Here is a 15,740-nt window from a genome sequence, read left to right as displayed (position 1 = left end):
TAATGGCTCCGCGCACTCAAGCGGCCCTTTGCGCAGTACCATCAGAATCGATTGAAACTCCCGCTAATCTTTTGCCGGGCAGATCATGCCTGCAGCAACGGTATTGTTGTTGACTTCGTCAATGACGATAAAACTGCCCGTAGCATGGTTACGCTGGTAAGAATCGTATGCCAGAGGCTGCTGTACTTTCAGCAATACCCGCCCGATGTCATTCATTTTCAAACTATCGACCGCTTCATGATTCAACGTATTGATATCGACACGATACTCTATCCGGGATACCACCGCTTTTACGGTGCGCGTAGTGTGCTTGATGAGGTATTTGCGCCTCGGGTCCAGGCTCTGCTCAGACAACCAGCACAGCATCGCTTCAAACTCTTTCGCAACCCGCGGAACGTCGAGCGTTTTAACCAGCATATCGCCCCGGGAGATATCCAGATGGTCTTCAATAGTCAGTGTTACGGACTGTGGCGCAACCGCGTCGTCGACATTCCCGTCATAAGTGACAATCTCCTTGATACGCGAGGTCAACCCGGAAGGCAGAACCTTCACCGCATCACCAACACTGATGAATCCGGATTCGATGCGCCCCATGTAGCCCCGAAAATCGGGTAATTCCTCAGTTTGTGGCCGGCATACCCATTGCACCGGAAACCGGAAATCCTGAAGATTGATGTCGTGGTCGATGGGAACATTCTCCAGCAAATCCATCAGCGTCACGCCCTTATACCAGTTGAGCTTATCTCCACGCTCGACCACCATGTCGCCGTTCAAGGCAGACATCGGGATGTATGCGATGTTGCTCAGCTTGAGTCCTGCGGCGAAAGCCGCGAAATCCTTGCAAATTTGCTCGAACACGTCCCTGGAATAGTCCACCAGGTCCATCTTGTTGACCGCTACCACCAGATGAGGGATGCCGACCAGGCTGGCGAGGTAGGCATGGCGGCGCGACTGGGTAAGCACACCCTTGCGCGCGTCGATCAGGATGATGGCGAGATTGGCCGTGGAAGCGCCCGTCACCATGTTGCGCGTATACTGTTCGTGGCCCGGTGTGTCGGCAATGATGAATTTGCGCTTGGGCGTCGCAAAGTATCGATAAGCCACATCGATGGTAATGCCCTGCTCACGCTCCGCTTGCAGGCCGTCGGTGAGCAACGATAGATCGACGCTTTCCATTCCACGCCTGCTCGAAGTATGGGTGATGGCGCTCAATTGGTCCTCAAAAATGGACTTCGAGTCATGCAACAGGCGCCCGATCAGCGTGCTTTTGCCATCATCCACGCTTCCGGCGGTGATGAAACGTAACAACTCGCTATGATCGAATGAAATACTATCAATGGCTGACATTTAATACTCTTTTGGAATTCTGGTTTCCGAAATATGCCGGCAATCACGCCGGTGAAAGAGATGCGAAGAAGGTCGGGTATTACCGACTTTTTACAAGGGTAAATTCTTGAGAAAAGCGGTATCACAACCTCATGAGCGGAAAGATACGCGTCAGAAATAACCCTCTTTCTTGCGCAGTTCCATCGATGCGTCCGACGTCTGGTCGTCCATGCGCGTGGCGCCGCGCTCGGTAATTCGCGTAATCGCGGTTTCAGCAATGATTTCCGTCACGCTGACTGCGATGGACTCTACCGGGCAGGTGCAACTCATATCTCCCACCGTCCGAAAGCGCACCATGAGATTTTCCACTCTTTCACCTTCCTTGAGCTCAACCAGGTGAGATACCGGCAGAAGACCGTTACCCCGCCGGATGACATCGCGTGTATGAGCGAAATAGATGTGAGGCACTTCCAATTTCTCACGGGCAATGTATTCCCACACATCCAGTTCGGTCCAGTTGCTGATGGGAAACACGCGAATATTTTCGCCTGGATGCACGCGAGTATTGTAGATGTCCCATAATTCCGGCCGCTGGTTCTTCGGGTCCCATTGACCGAATTCGTCACGGAAGGAAAATATGCGTTCCTTGGCCCGAGCTTTTTCCTCGTCGCGACGCGCCCCACCGATACAGGCATCGAAGCCGAATTCAGCGATGGCATCCAGTAGCGTCACCGATTGAAATGGATTGCGGCTCTGGTTCGCCGAACGCAATACCACTCTTCCCTGCTTGATGGAATCGTCCATGCTGCGCACGATTAAACGTTCCCCCAATTGCTTGGCGCGGCGATCGCGGAACTCGATCACCTCGGGAAAATTATGGCCGGTATCGACATGCAGCAATGGAAATGGAAAACGCCCTGGCCGGAAAGCTTTTTCCGCCAGACGCAGTAGTACGATGGAATCTTTTCCACCCGAGAACAGCAGGGTCGGGTTGGCACATTCGGCTGCAACCTCGCGCATGATATGGATGGCTTCGCTTTCCAGTTCATCCAGATGACCCAGATGCCTTGCAGGCTGGCATTCAAGCGCCGCCCCCTCATTCTCCATGACAAGATCCGGAACGGGAGCAGCAAATTCTTGTTTATCGTTCAATATGAGATCCATCAATCATTCCTCACGGTTTCACAAGCATGGACTTGGCAAGCGCCGGCCCATGTTCTTTCTTATCCAAAATTCTGGCTCAACCCGGCGCGGGTAGATCTGTTGTCCCGCCAAAAGCCGTTGTAGCATTGTTAATGCGCCGTTTGTCCGGATGCAAACCGCACTCCTTGTTTTCCGGGTCTTCCCACCACCAGCGGCCGGCACGCACATCTTCACCGGGCGTAATGGCACGGGTACAGGGCGCGCATCCGATGCTGGTGTACCCCTTGTCATGCAATAGGTTGTACGGCACATCGAACTGTTTGAGATAAGCCCAGACGTCGGGCAGGCTCCAGTCCAGCAACGGGCTGATTTTTTGCAAACCATTGCCGGCATCGAATTCCGATACCGCCATATCCTTTCTGGTCAGCGCCTGATCGCGGCGTACACCGGTGATCCATGCGCGCTTGCCGCTCAAAGCACGTTTCAGCGGTTCCACTTTACGCATATGGCAGCATTTTTTACGTAACTCCACGCTGTCGTAGAAGCCGTTGGGCCCGTTGCGCGCGATATAGGACTCCACCGCGGCGGATTCCGGAAAATATACCGGCACATGAATGCCATAACGATCCGCCACTTTTCTCATAAGACTGTAGGTCTCTTCAGGCAGGCGTCCGGTATCCAGCGTAAACATCGCGATATCGGGATAATCCCGCGCAATGAGGTCCATCAACACCATGTCCTCAGCACCGAAACTGCTAGCGAAGGTGGCTGGCGCATAGTCTGCCTGCGCGTCATCCAGCAATGCTCTCACTTCCGCAATCTTGTGATCCAGGCTCATATTACCGGCTCGGTCCGTGTATCAAAATTTATCAGGCCATGACGGATGGCTGCGCTGCCCCGGATGCCGGCGATTTGGCTGAGGCGGAGAGCGGAAACGGTAGCGCACCCGTCAGATCAAGCTGGCGATCGAAACTCAGGCAAAACTCCGCAACCTCCATTGTCCAGGCATCCAGTTCAGAAAACCATCTGGTCAGATCATCGTCGTTCAACGCCTCGGCCGGGCGCGCAGAATCCTCCGCAAACTGGGCTAACGCTTTGGCCAGGCGCGGCTTGGTAGGAAATACCCGGCGCAACTCTTCCGCCTGTATTTTCAAATCTTCGTGCTTCTGGCCACCGAGTAACTCAGCCAGACCCTGGCCGATCAATCGGGCCATTTCCTCGGCGCACTTGGCCGAATCCTCGAATTTTCTCTGAAACTTGAGCGCATCCCGGTAATTTCGCTCATGAGCCGCTTCAAAGAAGATTGTGCCGATCTTCACTTGGCTCACACCAGCGCACTCACCCCCGCCCAGTTGCAGCACCTTGAAATCGTTGCTGTTGCCATGATCGCGCAAGACCGACGCTAGTTCTTCCGGCTTGACTTCCACCAGGTCCGCCAGTAAATCGGCGAAATAGGGTTTATCCATCCGGTGTGCCCAGGAATAGAATGTTTCGCCCGACTCACGGTTAATATCAAAAGCGGACTGTACTCGCTCGATTGCCTCTTCGATGCGCGCGGTGGGTATGGACGGCCCTTTAAACGCCAGCGCACCACGCGCCATGGCATTGCCGCCGAAATGCAGCTGATAATGCGGCACGAGCTTGCCGTGCATGCGCTTGCCTTCGCCATATATGCCAATATCTCCAGCCTCGGGCTGGGCGCAACCGTTATGACACCCCGATACGCGCATTTTCAGGTCATGCTTGCCGCCGCTCAGTTTGGGTCCGAGAATCGTGCTCGAAGTTATCCCCAAGCGGCAAGTCGAAGTACCGGGACAAGCCACCACATCATCACCCGTCTTCGGCACGCCCAGGCCCAGCTCAGCCAGTGCTGCACGCAAGGGTTCAATTTTAGCCTCCGGTACATCTGTCAGAAACAAGTTCTGATCCTGGCTGGCACGAATGTCAGGCAACTCGAACGTTTCGCAAATATGAGCCAGGCCACGCAAATGAGTCACACTCAGGTTACCCATTGGCACACTGATCGGAAATACGTAATAGCCGGGCTGTTTTTGCGCGAAAATATGACGCGGCGCACCGAGACCGGGAACCTCGCTATCGACGCTACCATTACTCCATTCGCCTTTCGGATAGTCCAGGGTTGCAAGTGCCGATTGAGTGCGCGACAACTCTTCACGATATTTCTCGACAAAACCCTCGGGGCCAAATTTATCGACCAGGAATTTGATTCGTGATTTAGCACGCTTGGGACGGTCTGAATAACGGTTGTGTAACTGGATGACCGCTTCCATCACAGGCAGCAGATCCTTTTCTTCAATGAATTCTTCAATGACGATCGCTTCACGCGGTTTATGTCCGAGGCCGCCTCCGGCCACGACCTTGAAACCAAATTGCGTACCATTACGTACTGCAACAACGCCCAGATCATGCATCATGCCTTGCGCGCAGTCGGATTCACAGGCTGACATGCTGATCTTGAATTTGCGCGGCATTTGTTGAGTCAGCGGATTTCGCAGCAAATGCTGGACCGTACCCTCCAGATGCGTCGTGATATCGACATTCTGGCGGGGGCATACGCCGGAAAGGGAACAGGTCGTGATATTGCGTATAGTATTGCCACAGGCTTCACGGGTCGTCAATCCAGCTTCAGCCAGGTGATGCAACACGGCCGGCGTCTGCTCGAGCGGCACGTAATGCATCTGGATATCCTGACGTGTAGTGATATGCACAACGTCATGGCGCGAGTAATTCTCCAGCGCACTGGCGATCTTTCTCAATTTCGGTGCACTCAGGCGTCCTCCCGGAAGCTTGATGCGTACCATATTGACGCCTTCCTGCCGCTGACCGTAGATCCCCATTTGCAGGCGACCCGCGGTAAAACGCGCGGCATCTATATTCAGGTCCCGATACTCCTGTACCGACTGACCGTACGAATTGATTTCCTCATCATTAGCGAGGTGATCCAACAGACTCATCTTATATCCTCCACAATTTATGGCTATCCGCCTGACGCCACAAGATTACGTGCACGGCAGCATATTGGTCCGACTCTCCACTGATTCGGCACTCCGCCTGGATTTCGGGCGAGGTGATACTCAAGCCGAGTGAACCAAAATTCGCTGCTTCTTCTTAGCTTCCGCCCTTCAGACCTGTCAGAACGCCCTGCCTGGCAGCACAATCGATGTCATGTTGCATCGTATTGCGTCTTGAGGGCGACATAATAGCAGGAACATATATATCGCGAAAGAATATTATGTTAGATTAACATAACCAAATCTTATGTAGACCGAATATATGAAATTGCAACAATTGCGCTATTTATGCGAAGTCGCCAATCACGGCCTGAATTTATCCAAAGCGGCGGAATCCCTGCATACCTCGCAACCCGGGATCAGCAAGCAGATCCGTCTTCTGGAAACCGAGCTGGGGGTCGACATTTTTGTGCGTAACGGCAAGCGCGTGGTTGAAACCACGCCGCCGGGACGAGCGATTCTGGAAATTGCCGAAAGAATGCTGAAAGACGCAAAAAACCTGAAACAAGTTGGTCAGGAATTTGCTAACGAAGCCAGCGGCTCTCTTACTATTGCTACAACCCACACTCAGGCACGGTACGCACTTCCCTCTGCAATCAAGGATTTTACCTTACGCTACCCCAAGGTGAAATTAATTTTGCGCCAGGGCAACCCGACGCAGATTGCGGAATTGGTCAGTTCAGGCGTAGCGGACATCGCCATCGCCACTGAAGCGATCGAGCTATTCAATGAACTGGTGATGCTGCCGTGCTATCAATGGAACCGCTGCATTGTCGTCCCGCCGAGGCATCCGCTGCTTAAACTCAAGGTGTTGACACTGGAAGCCATCGCCGCATATCCGATTATTACTTACGATTTTGCTTTTACCGGCCGCTCGAGAATCAACCAGGCATTCGATGCAAAAGGGTTGGTTCCCAATGTTGTGCTGACAGCGATAGACGCGGATGTCATCAAGACTTACGTAGAACTGGGATTGGGCATTGGCATCCTGGCGCAAATGGCGTTTGAACCCAAGCGTGATAAGCACCTGAGGTCTATCGACGCGAGCCATCTCTTCGAGCCCAGCACGACCCGTATAGGCATAAGCCGCAATAGTTATTTGCGTGGATATGTTTATGATTTTATTGAAATATTTTCCCCTCATCTTGATCGCGCCACCGTGACGGCCGCGATGATAGAGCGTTCGTGAGCATGATGATGCCGCCAACGGGCGATATAATCCTAAATCCGGCAGTTGACCGCTTATTTTCCGATTAAACGCTATAATCGAAAAGAAAAGGATTTTCGTATTCCGTGAGCCTCACCTTCTTGGTGAGCTCGCTACAAGGTGGATTGAACAATTTTTGCGGCACAGCGCCGCGTTGCAACTCCTTGGAATGGAATGGCGCCTCGAAGCGTCGCACGAGGGACCCCCGCGAAGCGGGGATCGGGCAGCGTAGGGATGCCGCGATCGCGTTGCACACGCAAGGAGGCACCAGCATCCCGCTTAGGGGTCGCACCTTCCTGCGGAAGGCACTGCTCCGCCCTGCGCGGTCGCATTCCGCGTCCTTGCGCCTTGCTCTGCACCCCAAAAACCGCTCACTCCACCTCGTCCAACTGCCGGATTTAGGATAATGGCAGCAAATTTTTGTTGAATCTGCTTATGAATGCGATCAAACCGCTACCCGACCTGCTCATCAGCCAGATTGCGGCCGGAGAGGTAGTGGAACGCCCGGCCGCGGCACTCAAGGAAATGCTGGAGAATAGCGTGGACGCGGGGTCCACCGAAGTCACTGTGCAACTTTTCCAGGGTGGCATCAAGCTGATCCGGGTAGCGGACAATGGAACAGGAATTTCCAAGGATGATCTGCCGCTTGCGCTTGCGCGACACGCCACCAGCAAGATCGGCTCCCTGGAAGATTTACAAAAAGTAGCAAGCCTCGGTTTTCGGGGCGAGGCGCTGGCAAGTATCGCGGCCGTTTCGCGGCTGACGCTGGCAAGCCGCAGGGCGGAAGAAAAGCATGCCTGGCGGATAGAAACCGAAGGGGGCCGCCTGTCAACACCGGAACCTGCCGCACTTGCCCACGGTACTACGGTAGAAATGCATGATCTCTACTTCAACACCCCTGCCCGGCGTAAATTTCTAAAGACTGAAGCTACTGAATTATCCCACTGCGAGGAAGCATTCAAGCGCATTGCGTTGTCGCGCGCCGATATCGCTTTCTCGCTACAACACAATGGCACCGTACGCAACCACTTGCGTGTGGCGGACGCACGACTTCGCATCGAGGCGATACTGGGCAATGAATTCAGCCGGACCTCGGTAGTTATAGAAGAGCAGGCGGCGGATTTGCGTCTTTGGGGCCTTGCGGCATCACCCGCCTATTCCCGGTCTTCTCGAGATGCCCAGTATTTTTTTGTCAATGGGCGGTTCGTTCGCGACAAATTGATCGCTCATGCGCTACGTGAAGCCTATCGGGATATTCTCCATCTGGACCGACACCCGGCTTTTGTCCTGTTCCTCGAAATGAATGCCGAAGGCGTGGATGTGAATGTGCATCCCACCAAGACCGAGGTGAGGTTCCGCGACCCGCGCGCACTGCATCAATTCGTCTTTCATGCGATCGATAAAGCGCTGGCATCGCCGCAACCCCCGTCTGCAGCAACTTTTTCCGTAGGCGGAAGCCGGCAGGAAAGCGGTGACCAAAACGGTGCTGGCGCTGCACCCGCCGCGTTTTCAGCTTATTCGCGACAAAATACCATATCGCTTGCTCCACCTTTAGGCATCGCTCAATCACAAGCTTTTTATCCCGCCCTGTTCGGTGCCGATAGCCGCAACCTGAAATCGGCGGATACATCGGCAGCCATTGCCAGTGCCGAGAAATGCGACATTCCCCCATTGGGTTTCGCATTGGGGCAACTCCTCGGCATTTACATTCTGTCGCAGAATGAACGGGGGTTGCTCATCGTGGATATGCATGCCGCGCACGAGCGGATTCTGTATGAGAAGCTAAAATCGGCACTGGATAACCATACGCTCTCGATGCAGCCCTTGCTGATCCCGGCGATATTTCATTCGGATAGCCTGGACGTTGCCGCGGCTGAAGAAAACAGCGCTACTTTACAAGAGCTTGGGTTTGAAATCTCCGCACTCTCGCCTACCATGCTGGTGGTGCGGTCGGTACCGGCCGCGCTCAAGGATGCCGACGTAGTGAAACTTGCACGCGACGTATTGACCGAAATCCGCGAATTCGGCGCCAGCCGGGTACTGACCAGCAAGCGTAACGAAATTCTTTCCACCATGGCTTGCCACGGCGCAGTTCGCGCCAACCGCATATTGACCGTTACGGAAATGAATGCCTTGCTGCGTGAAATGGAAACAACCGAGCGTGCCGGCCAATGCAATCACGGCAGGCCCACATGGTTCGAAATAAGCCTTGCGGATCTCGATAAGATGTTCATGCGCGGCAGATGAGCCTGATGCCGGCGCTGGTACGGCACCCCTGCATATTGCCCTGGCTGGAAACGCCGGTTGCCGAATTTACCGGCGAAGGCAGGATGGGGCGCGCAGAAGATCGGGAAGACCACGCCGTTTTTTATGGGAAGCTCATATGAGCTTGGGCAAATAATGAAAAACAAGCTGCTGGGGAATATTTCGGTGGGAAATTTTCTCCGGGATTACTGGCAAAAGAAACCTTTGCTCGTGCGCGGAGCCCTGCCGGATTTCCAGGGTTTTCTGACTCGAGACGACCTCATCAATCTCGCCTGCCACGACGATGCGCAGTCGCGCCTGATAACCCGGAAGAAGGGTAAATGGGAGGTCAGGCATGGTCCTTTCACACCTCGCGTTTTTTCACGTCTGCCGGCGAAAGACTGGACGCTGCTGGTGCAGGACATCAACCACTTCTTGCCGTCAGCCCGTGAATTGCTACTGAAATTCAATTTCATCCCGCACGCTCGTCTCGATGATCTGATGGTCAGTTATGCCCCTGAGGAAGGAAGCGTCGGGCCCCATTTCGATTCCTACGATGTCTTTTTGCTGCAGGGTATGGGGTGCAGAAACTGGCAGATCTCAGCCCAGCAGGATAAAAGGCTGGTGATGGATGCCCCGCTAAAAATCCTGCGGGAATTCAGACCTGAACAGGAATGGATGCTGGAACCCGGCGATATGCTGTATCTGCCCCCCGGCTATGCACATCATGGGGTCGCAAAAGGTCATTGCATGACCTATTCCATCGGCTTTCGGGCGCCAACCTATCAGGAGCTCGTTATTCAATTTCTCGTTTACCTGCAGGATCACACCGAAGTTGAGGAGGGAATTTATCATGACCCGAATCCTGGCTTCCAGTCGCATCCGGGACGCATCGGCCCGGATATGTTGCAACAAGTGGGAGCAGTGCTCAATAAGATCACATGGGGCCCGACCGACATAGAACGTTTCCTTGGAATCTACCTGACCGAGCCCAAACATCATGTTTTTTTTACGCCGCCGTCGAATCCCGTAGCTCAGCAGGAATTCGCGTATCAGGTTAAGGAAGGGAAGCTGCAACTGAACCTGAAAAGCCGAATGTTGTGTAGAGGCAAGAATATTTTTTTGAATGGGGACGCGTATACCGCAGGCGCCGCGGCATGCAGGGTGCTTGGAAAATTAGCCGATCGCCTTGCGCTGCCAATGTCGGAAGAACTCGACGATGAGGCTCTCTCCCTGCTTTACCCGTGGTACCTCGATGGTTATGTCGAAATAGTAAAGGTATCGGCGGACGCGGTATAATTCATTTCTGAGGGACGGGCGAGCTTACCCGGATTGTAAATTTTGTAACTGCCGGGAGAGTCGTGCGGGCCATCAAAATTTACCACTCTGTAGAGAGGTAAAACTTTCGGTCAGCATTCCGTCAAATGCCTGTAAGGCTCGCCCACCGACGATTTGCCGCTATTTCTTGGGGCTGTGAGATGCAACGACTAGACAACATTTCTGAATTCTGCTATTAAGATAGTGGCTATTAAAATGGTCGTTTCTCAGATTTGAATGGCCGAAACGCTCGTATAATTTATTTGTCTAAACCTATAAAGGAGATTAAAAAAATGAAATACTCGCTCCTCGCCGCCGCTTTGGTAACACTGACCTTTAGCGCATGTGATCAAATGAGAGAGAAAACCCCTGGGGAAGGAAAACCGGGGCAATATCCACCCAGCCTTTGGGATAAACGTGAAGGGCAACTTAGCGATGCGGAAATTGATGCGGCACAGAAAGAAGGCGCTGCTGAAACCGAATCAAAAAAATCCGCTGACTCGGGATATACGCCCGCCAGTCCTAAAGAGACCGATGTTAGCGGCAAACCCGTAGACTAATCGGTAATGGACAGAATTTGATAATGCCGTCCCTCGGGACGGCATTTTTTATGGGGAAATGCATCCAGAAAGCCCATCAATTCACATCCCTATGGCCGGGTTTGAATGATCCCGAAGCTTTTGTTACACTACGGTTTCTCTTTGAAACTATAGGATGACTTAATGATGAAATACCTGCTCCTCGCTGCTGCCGTAACGGCATTGACGCTGACCGCTTGTGACGGCAAAAAACATCCTATGGATAAGCCGCCTCCCTCCGCCTCGGTTGAACGTGACTCAGCGCCGAATTTTGACGACCTTGATAAACCTTCGACTGATGAGGCTGCTGGAAGTCACGGTGCGGCGGGTGGCGATAATGTCAAAAAAGAAGAACCTGCCAAGTAAAAAACTGATAAAGGCTACTCTTAGCAAGGTTTTATAGATCATATATCTAGTGACTCAGTCCAAACCAGCAGATAGCAAGCTCAACCACTAGTCTTGAGGGAAATTTCGACTTGTTTGGGGGTATTTTTGCTATATAATATGATCCGTCACAACCTATTTCTATTTTTATTAAGGACTCTCCGATAATGAAACTATCACTTCTTGCCGCTGCTTTGATGGCACTTGCTCTCACAGCCTGCGACAGACCAAAACAAGCCCTGCCTGAAAATTCCACCACATACGGAACCAGAACGGAAGAAGGCTCGACGATGGATGAAGAACGTGCCGCTGCCGGTAAGCCAGCCGAGCACACTGCTGCTGCCGCTGATGGCGAGGATGAATATTCAGGTCAAGCCGTTCTCCCCGGACACGCGCTTGATGGCAATGGCAACCCCGTAAAGGAAGGTCAAAGCGCTATCCCGGCCGCTCACTAATAAAGTGCACAGGCAAAAAAAGCCATCCTGAGGATGGCTTTTTTATTGATCAGAAAGCGTACTGAACAAGTAACCTGAGCATCAATCTCCACATCCATTTGCGGCACTCGTATCCTGCCTGCGGCTTGGGAGCTAAACGCTTTCGTTACATAATCAAGTTTTATAACCCATTGTTTAGGGAGAATTAGATAATGAGACTCACGTTACTCGCTGCTACCCTGGTGGCGCTCGCCATGACTGCCTGTGGTAAGCCGAACCAGGCACTTCCCGAACAGGAAAAAGAGAATTTCAGCAAAATCATATCGCAACCAGCCGCGCCAGCAGAACCGGAAGCATCCGACTCCGCTGCTGCTAGTGAAATAGAGACTGCGATTGATTCTACAAAAGATGCGGCGGGTGAAACAGTCGATGCTGCAAAAGAAAAGATAGCGGGCGCCGTTGATGCCACCAAGAACGCAGCAAGCGACGCCAAGGATGCGTTAAGCGAGAAAGTAGATGCCGCTAAAAATGCAGCCGGCGCCAAGACAGAAGAAGCAACGAATGCTGTAGCGGATACGGCTTCAAACGCGAAAAAAGGCGTCCTGGATGCACTGAAGTGACATTGAAGTAATATATGCGGTAAAAAAAACCCGCCCTCCGGATTGAGAAGGGGCGGTTTTTTTATGGTTGTTACAGAAATCCCTCGCTACAAGAAAAAATCCCGGATTCGGATTCAAGCATCACTCAAAACAGCTGGCGCCAGCTAAAGCCATCGCTCTGATCGGCGACACCAATCCAGTCTAATTCACAGTTCAAGGCGCCGCTCAGCATGGTTTGCGCAAGCAGCGGAGTATTGTTTTTTTGGCTCAAATGCGCCGCGATGACGTGTTGAAGGCGACTGCAGTCAAGACTTGCAAGAAGATTCGCTGACGCAGCGTTCTCGAGATGACCGAGGCGCCCGCCTACGCGTCGTTTGAGACTTTGCGGATAATTGCCGTTTGCGAGCATCTGTGCGTCGTGATTGCATTCCAGCACCAGCGCATGGCAGTGTCTCAAGATTGCCTCGATGTGGGGCGTCGAACACCCGGTATCGGTCAGTACGCCCAGCCGCAATGCACCGTCGCCAAACACGAACTGTGCGGGTTCCTGAGCGTCATGCGGAACCGGATAAGGCTCGACCTCGATATCTCCAATGGAGAAACGCTGGTAGTCCTCTATGATATTAACCCTTGGCAATAACGCAAACGCCTTCCTTGTACTGCGCAAGGTGCCGTGCGTCAACCAGACCGGGGTGCCAAATTTGCGGGCAAACCGCGCTACACCACTGACATGGTCATCGTGCTCGTGAGTAACGACAATTCCATCGATCATGCCGGGCTCGAGGCCAAGCCGCATAAGCCGGATGACGGTTTCCTTCAGTGTAAAACCGCAATCCAGCAGCAACCGGGTATTTGCTACTTCGACTACAAGACCGTTACCTCGTGAACCACTACCTAAACAGGCAAATCGCATGTTTGATGAGAAAGAAAAAGTTTTGAAAAAATGCAATACAGAGGCATGCATGCCACGGTCTTCCGGCATGGCGGTCGACCTCTGGAATTTATGCAGCTCTCGTTGAAATGGTTCTGGACGCTTGCTATGGGAGGCAATATTCGCTAGGCCGTGCGCAAACGTTACAGTACTGAATAACCGATATCCATTATTCTAAATCCGGCAGCTGGCGCTCATTATTCAGCTTATTTTTCACCAAGCGCCATGGCTGAGCTTTGACGATCTCGCCAAGGTGCGTATCAAGGATTATACGTTAATGGATTGCGCTGGCTTGAGAAGCCTGTTACTACCTGAAAGTAATTCGAATATTTTATCCGGGGGTAGCGGCCGCGCAAAATAGTAACCCTGGATTTCGTCGCACCCACGCTCACGCAGGAAATCGAGTTGTTCAACCGTTTCCACACCCTCGGCTACAACCCTGACATTAAGACTGTGGGCCATATCGATAATTGCGGTTGTGATTGCAGCGTCCGCGGAATTTGTAGTAATTTCCATAATAAAGGAACGGTCGATTTTCAACACATCGATAGGGAATCGTTTTACATAGGCGAGACTCGAATAACCGGTCCCGAAGTCATCGATCGAAATCTGAACTCCCAGTATTTTCAATCTCTTGAGAATACCGGTTGTTTTTCTGGCATGCATCATCAGCGAACTCTCGGTCAGCTCTAATTCCAGCAAATCAGAATCAATACTGTTCTCTCTCAGCGCTCTTTCTGTTTGTAATTCAAATTCGAGCAATTCCGGATGAACATCATTCTCCTGCGTCGCCCGAATAACATCCTCGTTGAGTGTGCTCTGCAGGAATTGCCTGCCGGACACGTTGACCGATACCGGGATCTCCCCTGCCCCCGCGCGCCGCCATTCCGCGATCTGCCTACAGGCGCTATCGATAACCCAGGCACCCACCCGATTGATCAATCCGGTTTGCTCGAGGTCCGGTATGAATTCCGCTGGCGCGACGAACCCATACCCCGGCCGCTTCCATCTTATCAGTGCTTCCACCCCCGTGATCCGCCCCATGGAAAGCTCGACTTTCGGCTGATAATGCAAAACGAATTCATTTCGGTCGAGGGCCTCCCGCAGTGCATTTTCCTTTTCCAGCTTCTCGATTGCCCGTACGTTCATTTCTGCCGTAAAGAAACGATAGGTATCCCTGCCCGCGCTTTTCGACCGATACATCGCGGCATCGCCATTTTTGACGAGGGTATCCGCGTCCACGGAATCTGACGGATAAATGCTGATGCCGATGCTCGCTGTTACGGTGATTTCATGACCTTGCAATGTAAAAGGTTGGCGTAACACTTCTCTGATCTTGCTCGCAACCATGCCTGCATCCCCTGAACCGTCAGGAGTAACCAGTATGCAGCCAAACTCATCACCGCCAAGCCGCGCTACCATGTCGGTGATACGCAGGCACTCCGATAAACGATGGCTGAACTGGCGCAGCAACTCGTCTCCCAGCGCATGCCCCAATGTGTCGTTTATATTTTTGAAGTTATCGATACCGATAAATAGCAGGGAGATGATGCGGTGATTTATCTCCGCCTGTTTGATGATCTTCTGAAGCGATTCATCAAACAGAATACGATTGGGGAGGTTTGTAAGGGCGTCATAATGCGCAAGCTGCGGTGGCCGGGGGCCCGCCTCCCTGCGAAGCGTGATGTCTTCCATCATCCCCACGACTCGATATACCCCATTCGAATCCTTTATCGGAAAAGTGCGGGAATGCACCCAGCGTATCGTGTTATCCGGTAGGAGCAACCGATAATCATGATCGACTCCACCGTGCGGCAGTGCAGCCGCTTCATGAATGACTCGTTGCCTGTCTTCCGGATGGACTGCCTCGAGAAATTTTTCCGGTGTGTCGGAGCGCGCGATACGCCGGCCGGTCATCTTCTCCCATGCAGGATTAACATAACGAAACGTTTTATCATGGATGTCCCAGATCCAGAAGATTTGAGGGAGGTTGCCGGCAAGCTGATCGAACAGCTCTTCCGTTCCGTTCTGGGAAGCGGTCCGCTCGCTGAGCGTGGCATCAAGACCCGAAATAAATTGCTGTAGCTCTTTCTGCAGTAGTTTTATTTCCAGAACATCATGGATATGCGTCAATACCTTGAGCCGATCGAAAGGCTTGGTGATAAAGCCTTTCGCACCGGCGCGCAGTGCACGCTCCTTCTGCTCCGGCTGGGCGGTGATCACCAGAACAGGGAGACAGCCGCCGGACTCAAGCCGGGATTCGGCGTCCTGCTCCATTTCCGATTCTATCAACCTCAGGCCTTCCATCACCTGGAATCCATCCATTTTTGGCATCATCAAATCGAGCAGAATGAGATCATATCGATTAGCGCGATGAAGATCGCAAACCTCGAGCGGATCCACCGTCGAAGTCACTGAAGTGTAGCCAGCGGCGGAGAGCATGGCACGGATCAGTTCGACATTGACTCTCCTGTCGTCGACGATCAGGATGCTGGCATTGAGAATATCGGAAGAAGTCGTCATGGAGCTCTACTTAATGTTTGTC

General features: G+C 52.7%; 14 protein-coding genes. 8 read left to right on the top strand and 6 right to left on the bottom strand.

Going from position 1 to position 15,740, the window contains the following annotated elements:
- Positions 1 to 63 precede the first annotated feature (63 nt).
- From cysN to BLP78_RS09250, 4 genes are all read right to left on the bottom strand, one after another.
- Positions 64 to 1,347, bottom strand: a complete 1,284-nt coding sequence (gene cysN / locus BLP78_RS09265; RefSeq protein WP_090458627.1) for a sulfate adenylyltransferase subunit CysN — start codon at positions 1,345 to 1,347, stop codon at positions 64 to 66.
- A gap of 150 nt (positions 1,348 to 1,497) precedes the next feature.
- The gene (cysD, locus tag BLP78_RS09260) at positions 1,498 to 2,433 is read right to left on the bottom strand and encodes a sulfate adenylyltransferase subunit CysD (protein WP_090458676.1); all 936 of its coding nucleotides are present in this window, start codon (positions 2,431 to 2,433) and stop codon (positions 1,498 to 1,500) included.
- Between the two features lie 133 nt (positions 2,434 to 2,566).
- On the bottom strand, positions 2,567 to 3,307 hold the full coding sequence (locus BLP78_RS09255; RefSeq protein WP_090458625.1) for a phosphoadenylyl-sulfate reductase: 741 nt from the start codon (positions 3,305 to 3,307) through the stop codon (positions 2,567 to 2,569).
- A gap of 31 nt (positions 3,308 to 3,338) precedes the next feature.
- Positions 3,339 to 5,444, bottom strand: a complete 2,106-nt coding sequence (locus BLP78_RS09250; protein WP_090458624.1) for a nitrite/sulfite reductase — start codon at positions 5,442 to 5,444, stop codon at positions 3,339 to 3,341.
- A 319-nt stretch (positions 5,445 to 5,763) separates the two neighbouring features.
- On the opposite strand from BLP78_RS09250, the gene cysB reads away from it, so the two are divergent.
- From cysB to BLP78_RS09210, 8 genes are all read left to right on the top strand, one after another.
- The gene (gene cysB, locus BLP78_RS09245; protein WP_090458623.1) at positions 5,764 to 6,690 is read left to right on the top strand and encodes an HTH-type transcriptional regulator CysB; all 927 of its coding nucleotides are present in this window, start codon (positions 5,764 to 5,766) and stop codon (positions 6,688 to 6,690) included.
- 453 nt (positions 6,691 to 7,143) lie between these two features.
- A complete protein-coding gene (mutL, locus tag BLP78_RS09235; protein ID WP_090458620.1) occupies positions 7,144 to 8,955 on the top strand; it encodes a DNA mismatch repair endonuclease MutL in 1,812 nt (603 codons plus the stop codon).
- Entirely contained in the window at positions 8,952 to 9,095 is a 144-nt protein-coding gene (locus BLP78_RS15580; protein WP_176752829.1) for a hypothetical protein, read from the top strand. The genes mutL and BLP78_RS15580 overlap by 4 nt, the downstream gene beginning before the upstream one ends.
- Positions 9,096 to 9,108: 13 nt before the next feature.
- Positions 9,109 to 10,251: a cupin domain-containing protein gene (locus BLP78_RS09230; RefSeq protein WP_090458619.1), complete on the top strand. Its 1,143-nt coding sequence runs from the start codon at positions 9,109 to 9,111 to the stop codon at positions 10,249 to 10,251.
- Positions 10,252 to 10,562: 311 nt separating this feature from the next.
- Positions 10,563 to 10,829 carry a hypothetical protein gene (locus BLP78_RS09225; RefSeq protein ID WP_025041977.1) on the top strand — a complete coding sequence of 89 codons (267 nt, stop codon included), beginning with the start codon at positions 10,563 to 10,565 and terminating at the stop codon, positions 10,827 to 10,829.
- Positions 10,830 to 10,991: 162 nt separating this feature from the next.
- A complete protein-coding gene (locus BLP78_RS09220; RefSeq protein ID WP_090458617.1) occupies positions 10,992 to 11,213 on the top strand; it encodes a hypothetical protein in 222 nt (73 codons plus the stop codon).
- Positions 11,214 to 11,398: 185 nt separating this feature from the next.
- Entirely contained in the window at positions 11,399 to 11,686 is a 288-nt protein-coding gene (locus tag BLP78_RS09215) for a hypothetical protein (protein ID WP_090458616.1), read from the top strand.
- Between the two features lie 191 nt (positions 11,687 to 11,877).
- On the top strand, positions 11,878 to 12,285 hold the full coding sequence (locus BLP78_RS09210) for a hypothetical protein (protein ID WP_090458614.1): 408 nt from the start codon (positions 11,878 to 11,880) through the stop codon (positions 12,283 to 12,285).
- Positions 12,286 to 12,409: 124 nt separating this feature from the next.
- Here BLP78_RS09210 and BLP78_RS09205 read toward each other — a convergent pair whose 3' ends face one another.
- Both BLP78_RS09205 and BLP78_RS09200 read right to left on the bottom strand, forming a co-directional pair.
- Positions 12,410 to 13,177, bottom strand: a complete 768-nt coding sequence (locus BLP78_RS09205; RefSeq protein WP_090458675.1) for an MBL fold metallo-hydrolase — start codon at positions 13,175 to 13,177, stop codon at positions 12,410 to 12,412.
- A gap of 285 nt (positions 13,178 to 13,462) precedes the next feature.
- Positions 13,463 to 15,718 carry an EAL domain-containing response regulator gene (locus BLP78_RS09200; protein ID WP_090458613.1) on the bottom strand — a complete coding sequence of 752 codons (2,256 nt, stop codon included), beginning with the start codon at positions 15,716 to 15,718 and terminating at the stop codon, positions 13,463 to 13,465.
- Positions 15,719 to 15,740 lie beyond the last annotated feature (22 nt).

The sequence above is a fragment of the Nitrosospira sp. Nsp1 genome (genome assembly GCF_900100985.1).
Classification (GTDB): domain Bacteria; phylum Pseudomonadota; class Gammaproteobacteria; order Burkholderiales; family Nitrosomonadaceae; genus Nitrosospira.
The sequence above is the reverse complement of the archived record's forward strand: the minus strand, read 5'-3'. Positions and strand labels throughout refer to the sequence as shown.

Excerpts from the sequence above, each read along its gene's own strand:
- BLP78_RS09210 (WP_090458614.1), top strand. The coding sequence starts at position 11,878 with ATGAGACTCACGTTACTCGCTGCTACCCTGGTGGCGCTCGCCATGACT.
- BLP78_RS15580 (WP_176752829.1), top strand. The coding sequence starts at position 8,952 with ATGAGCCTGATGCCGGCGCTGGTACGGCACCCCTGCATATTGCCCTGG.
- BLP78_RS09215 (WP_090458616.1), top strand. The coding sequence starts at position 11,399 with ATGAAACTATCACTTCTTGCCGCTGCTTTGATGGCACTTGCTCTCACA.
- BLP78_RS09230 (WP_090458619.1), top strand. The coding sequence starts at position 9,109 with ATGAAAAACAAGCTGCTGGGGAATATTTCGGTGGGAAATTTTCTCCGG.
- BLP78_RS09205 (WP_090458675.1), bottom strand. The coding sequence starts at position 13,177 with ATGCGATTTGCCTGTTTAGGTAGTGGTTCACGAGGTAACGGTCTTGTA.
- BLP78_RS09250 (WP_090458624.1), bottom strand. The coding sequence starts at position 5,444 with ATGAGTCTGTTGGATCACCTCGCTAATGATGAGGAAATCAATTCGTAC.
- BLP78_RS09255 (WP_090458625.1), bottom strand. The coding sequence starts at position 3,307 with ATGAGCCTGGATCACAAGATTGCGGAAGTGAGAGCATTGCTGGATGAC.
- BLP78_RS09225 (WP_025041977.1), top strand. The coding sequence starts at position 10,563 with ATGAAATACTCGCTCCTCGCCGCCGCTTTGGTAACACTGACCTTTAGC.
- BLP78_RS09200 (WP_090458613.1), bottom strand. The coding sequence starts at position 15,718 with ATGACGACTTCTTCCGATATTCTCAATGCCAGCATCCTGATCGTCGAC.
- cysD (WP_090458676.1), bottom strand. The coding sequence starts at position 2,433 with ATGGAGAATGAGGGGGCGGCGCTTGAATGCCAGCCTGCAAGGCATCTG.
- cysN (WP_090458627.1), bottom strand. The coding sequence starts at position 1,347 with ATGTCAGCCATTGATAGTATTTCATTCGATCATAGCGAGTTGTTACGT.
- BLP78_RS09220 (WP_090458617.1), top strand. The coding sequence starts at position 10,992 with ATGATGAAATACCTGCTCCTCGCTGCTGCCGTAACGGCATTGACGCTG.
- mutL (WP_090458620.1), top strand. The coding sequence starts at position 7,144 with ATGAATGCGATCAAACCGCTACCCGACCTGCTCATCAGCCAGATTGCG.
- cysB (WP_090458623.1), top strand. The coding sequence starts at position 5,764 with ATGAAATTGCAACAATTGCGCTATTTATGCGAAGTCGCCAATCACGGC.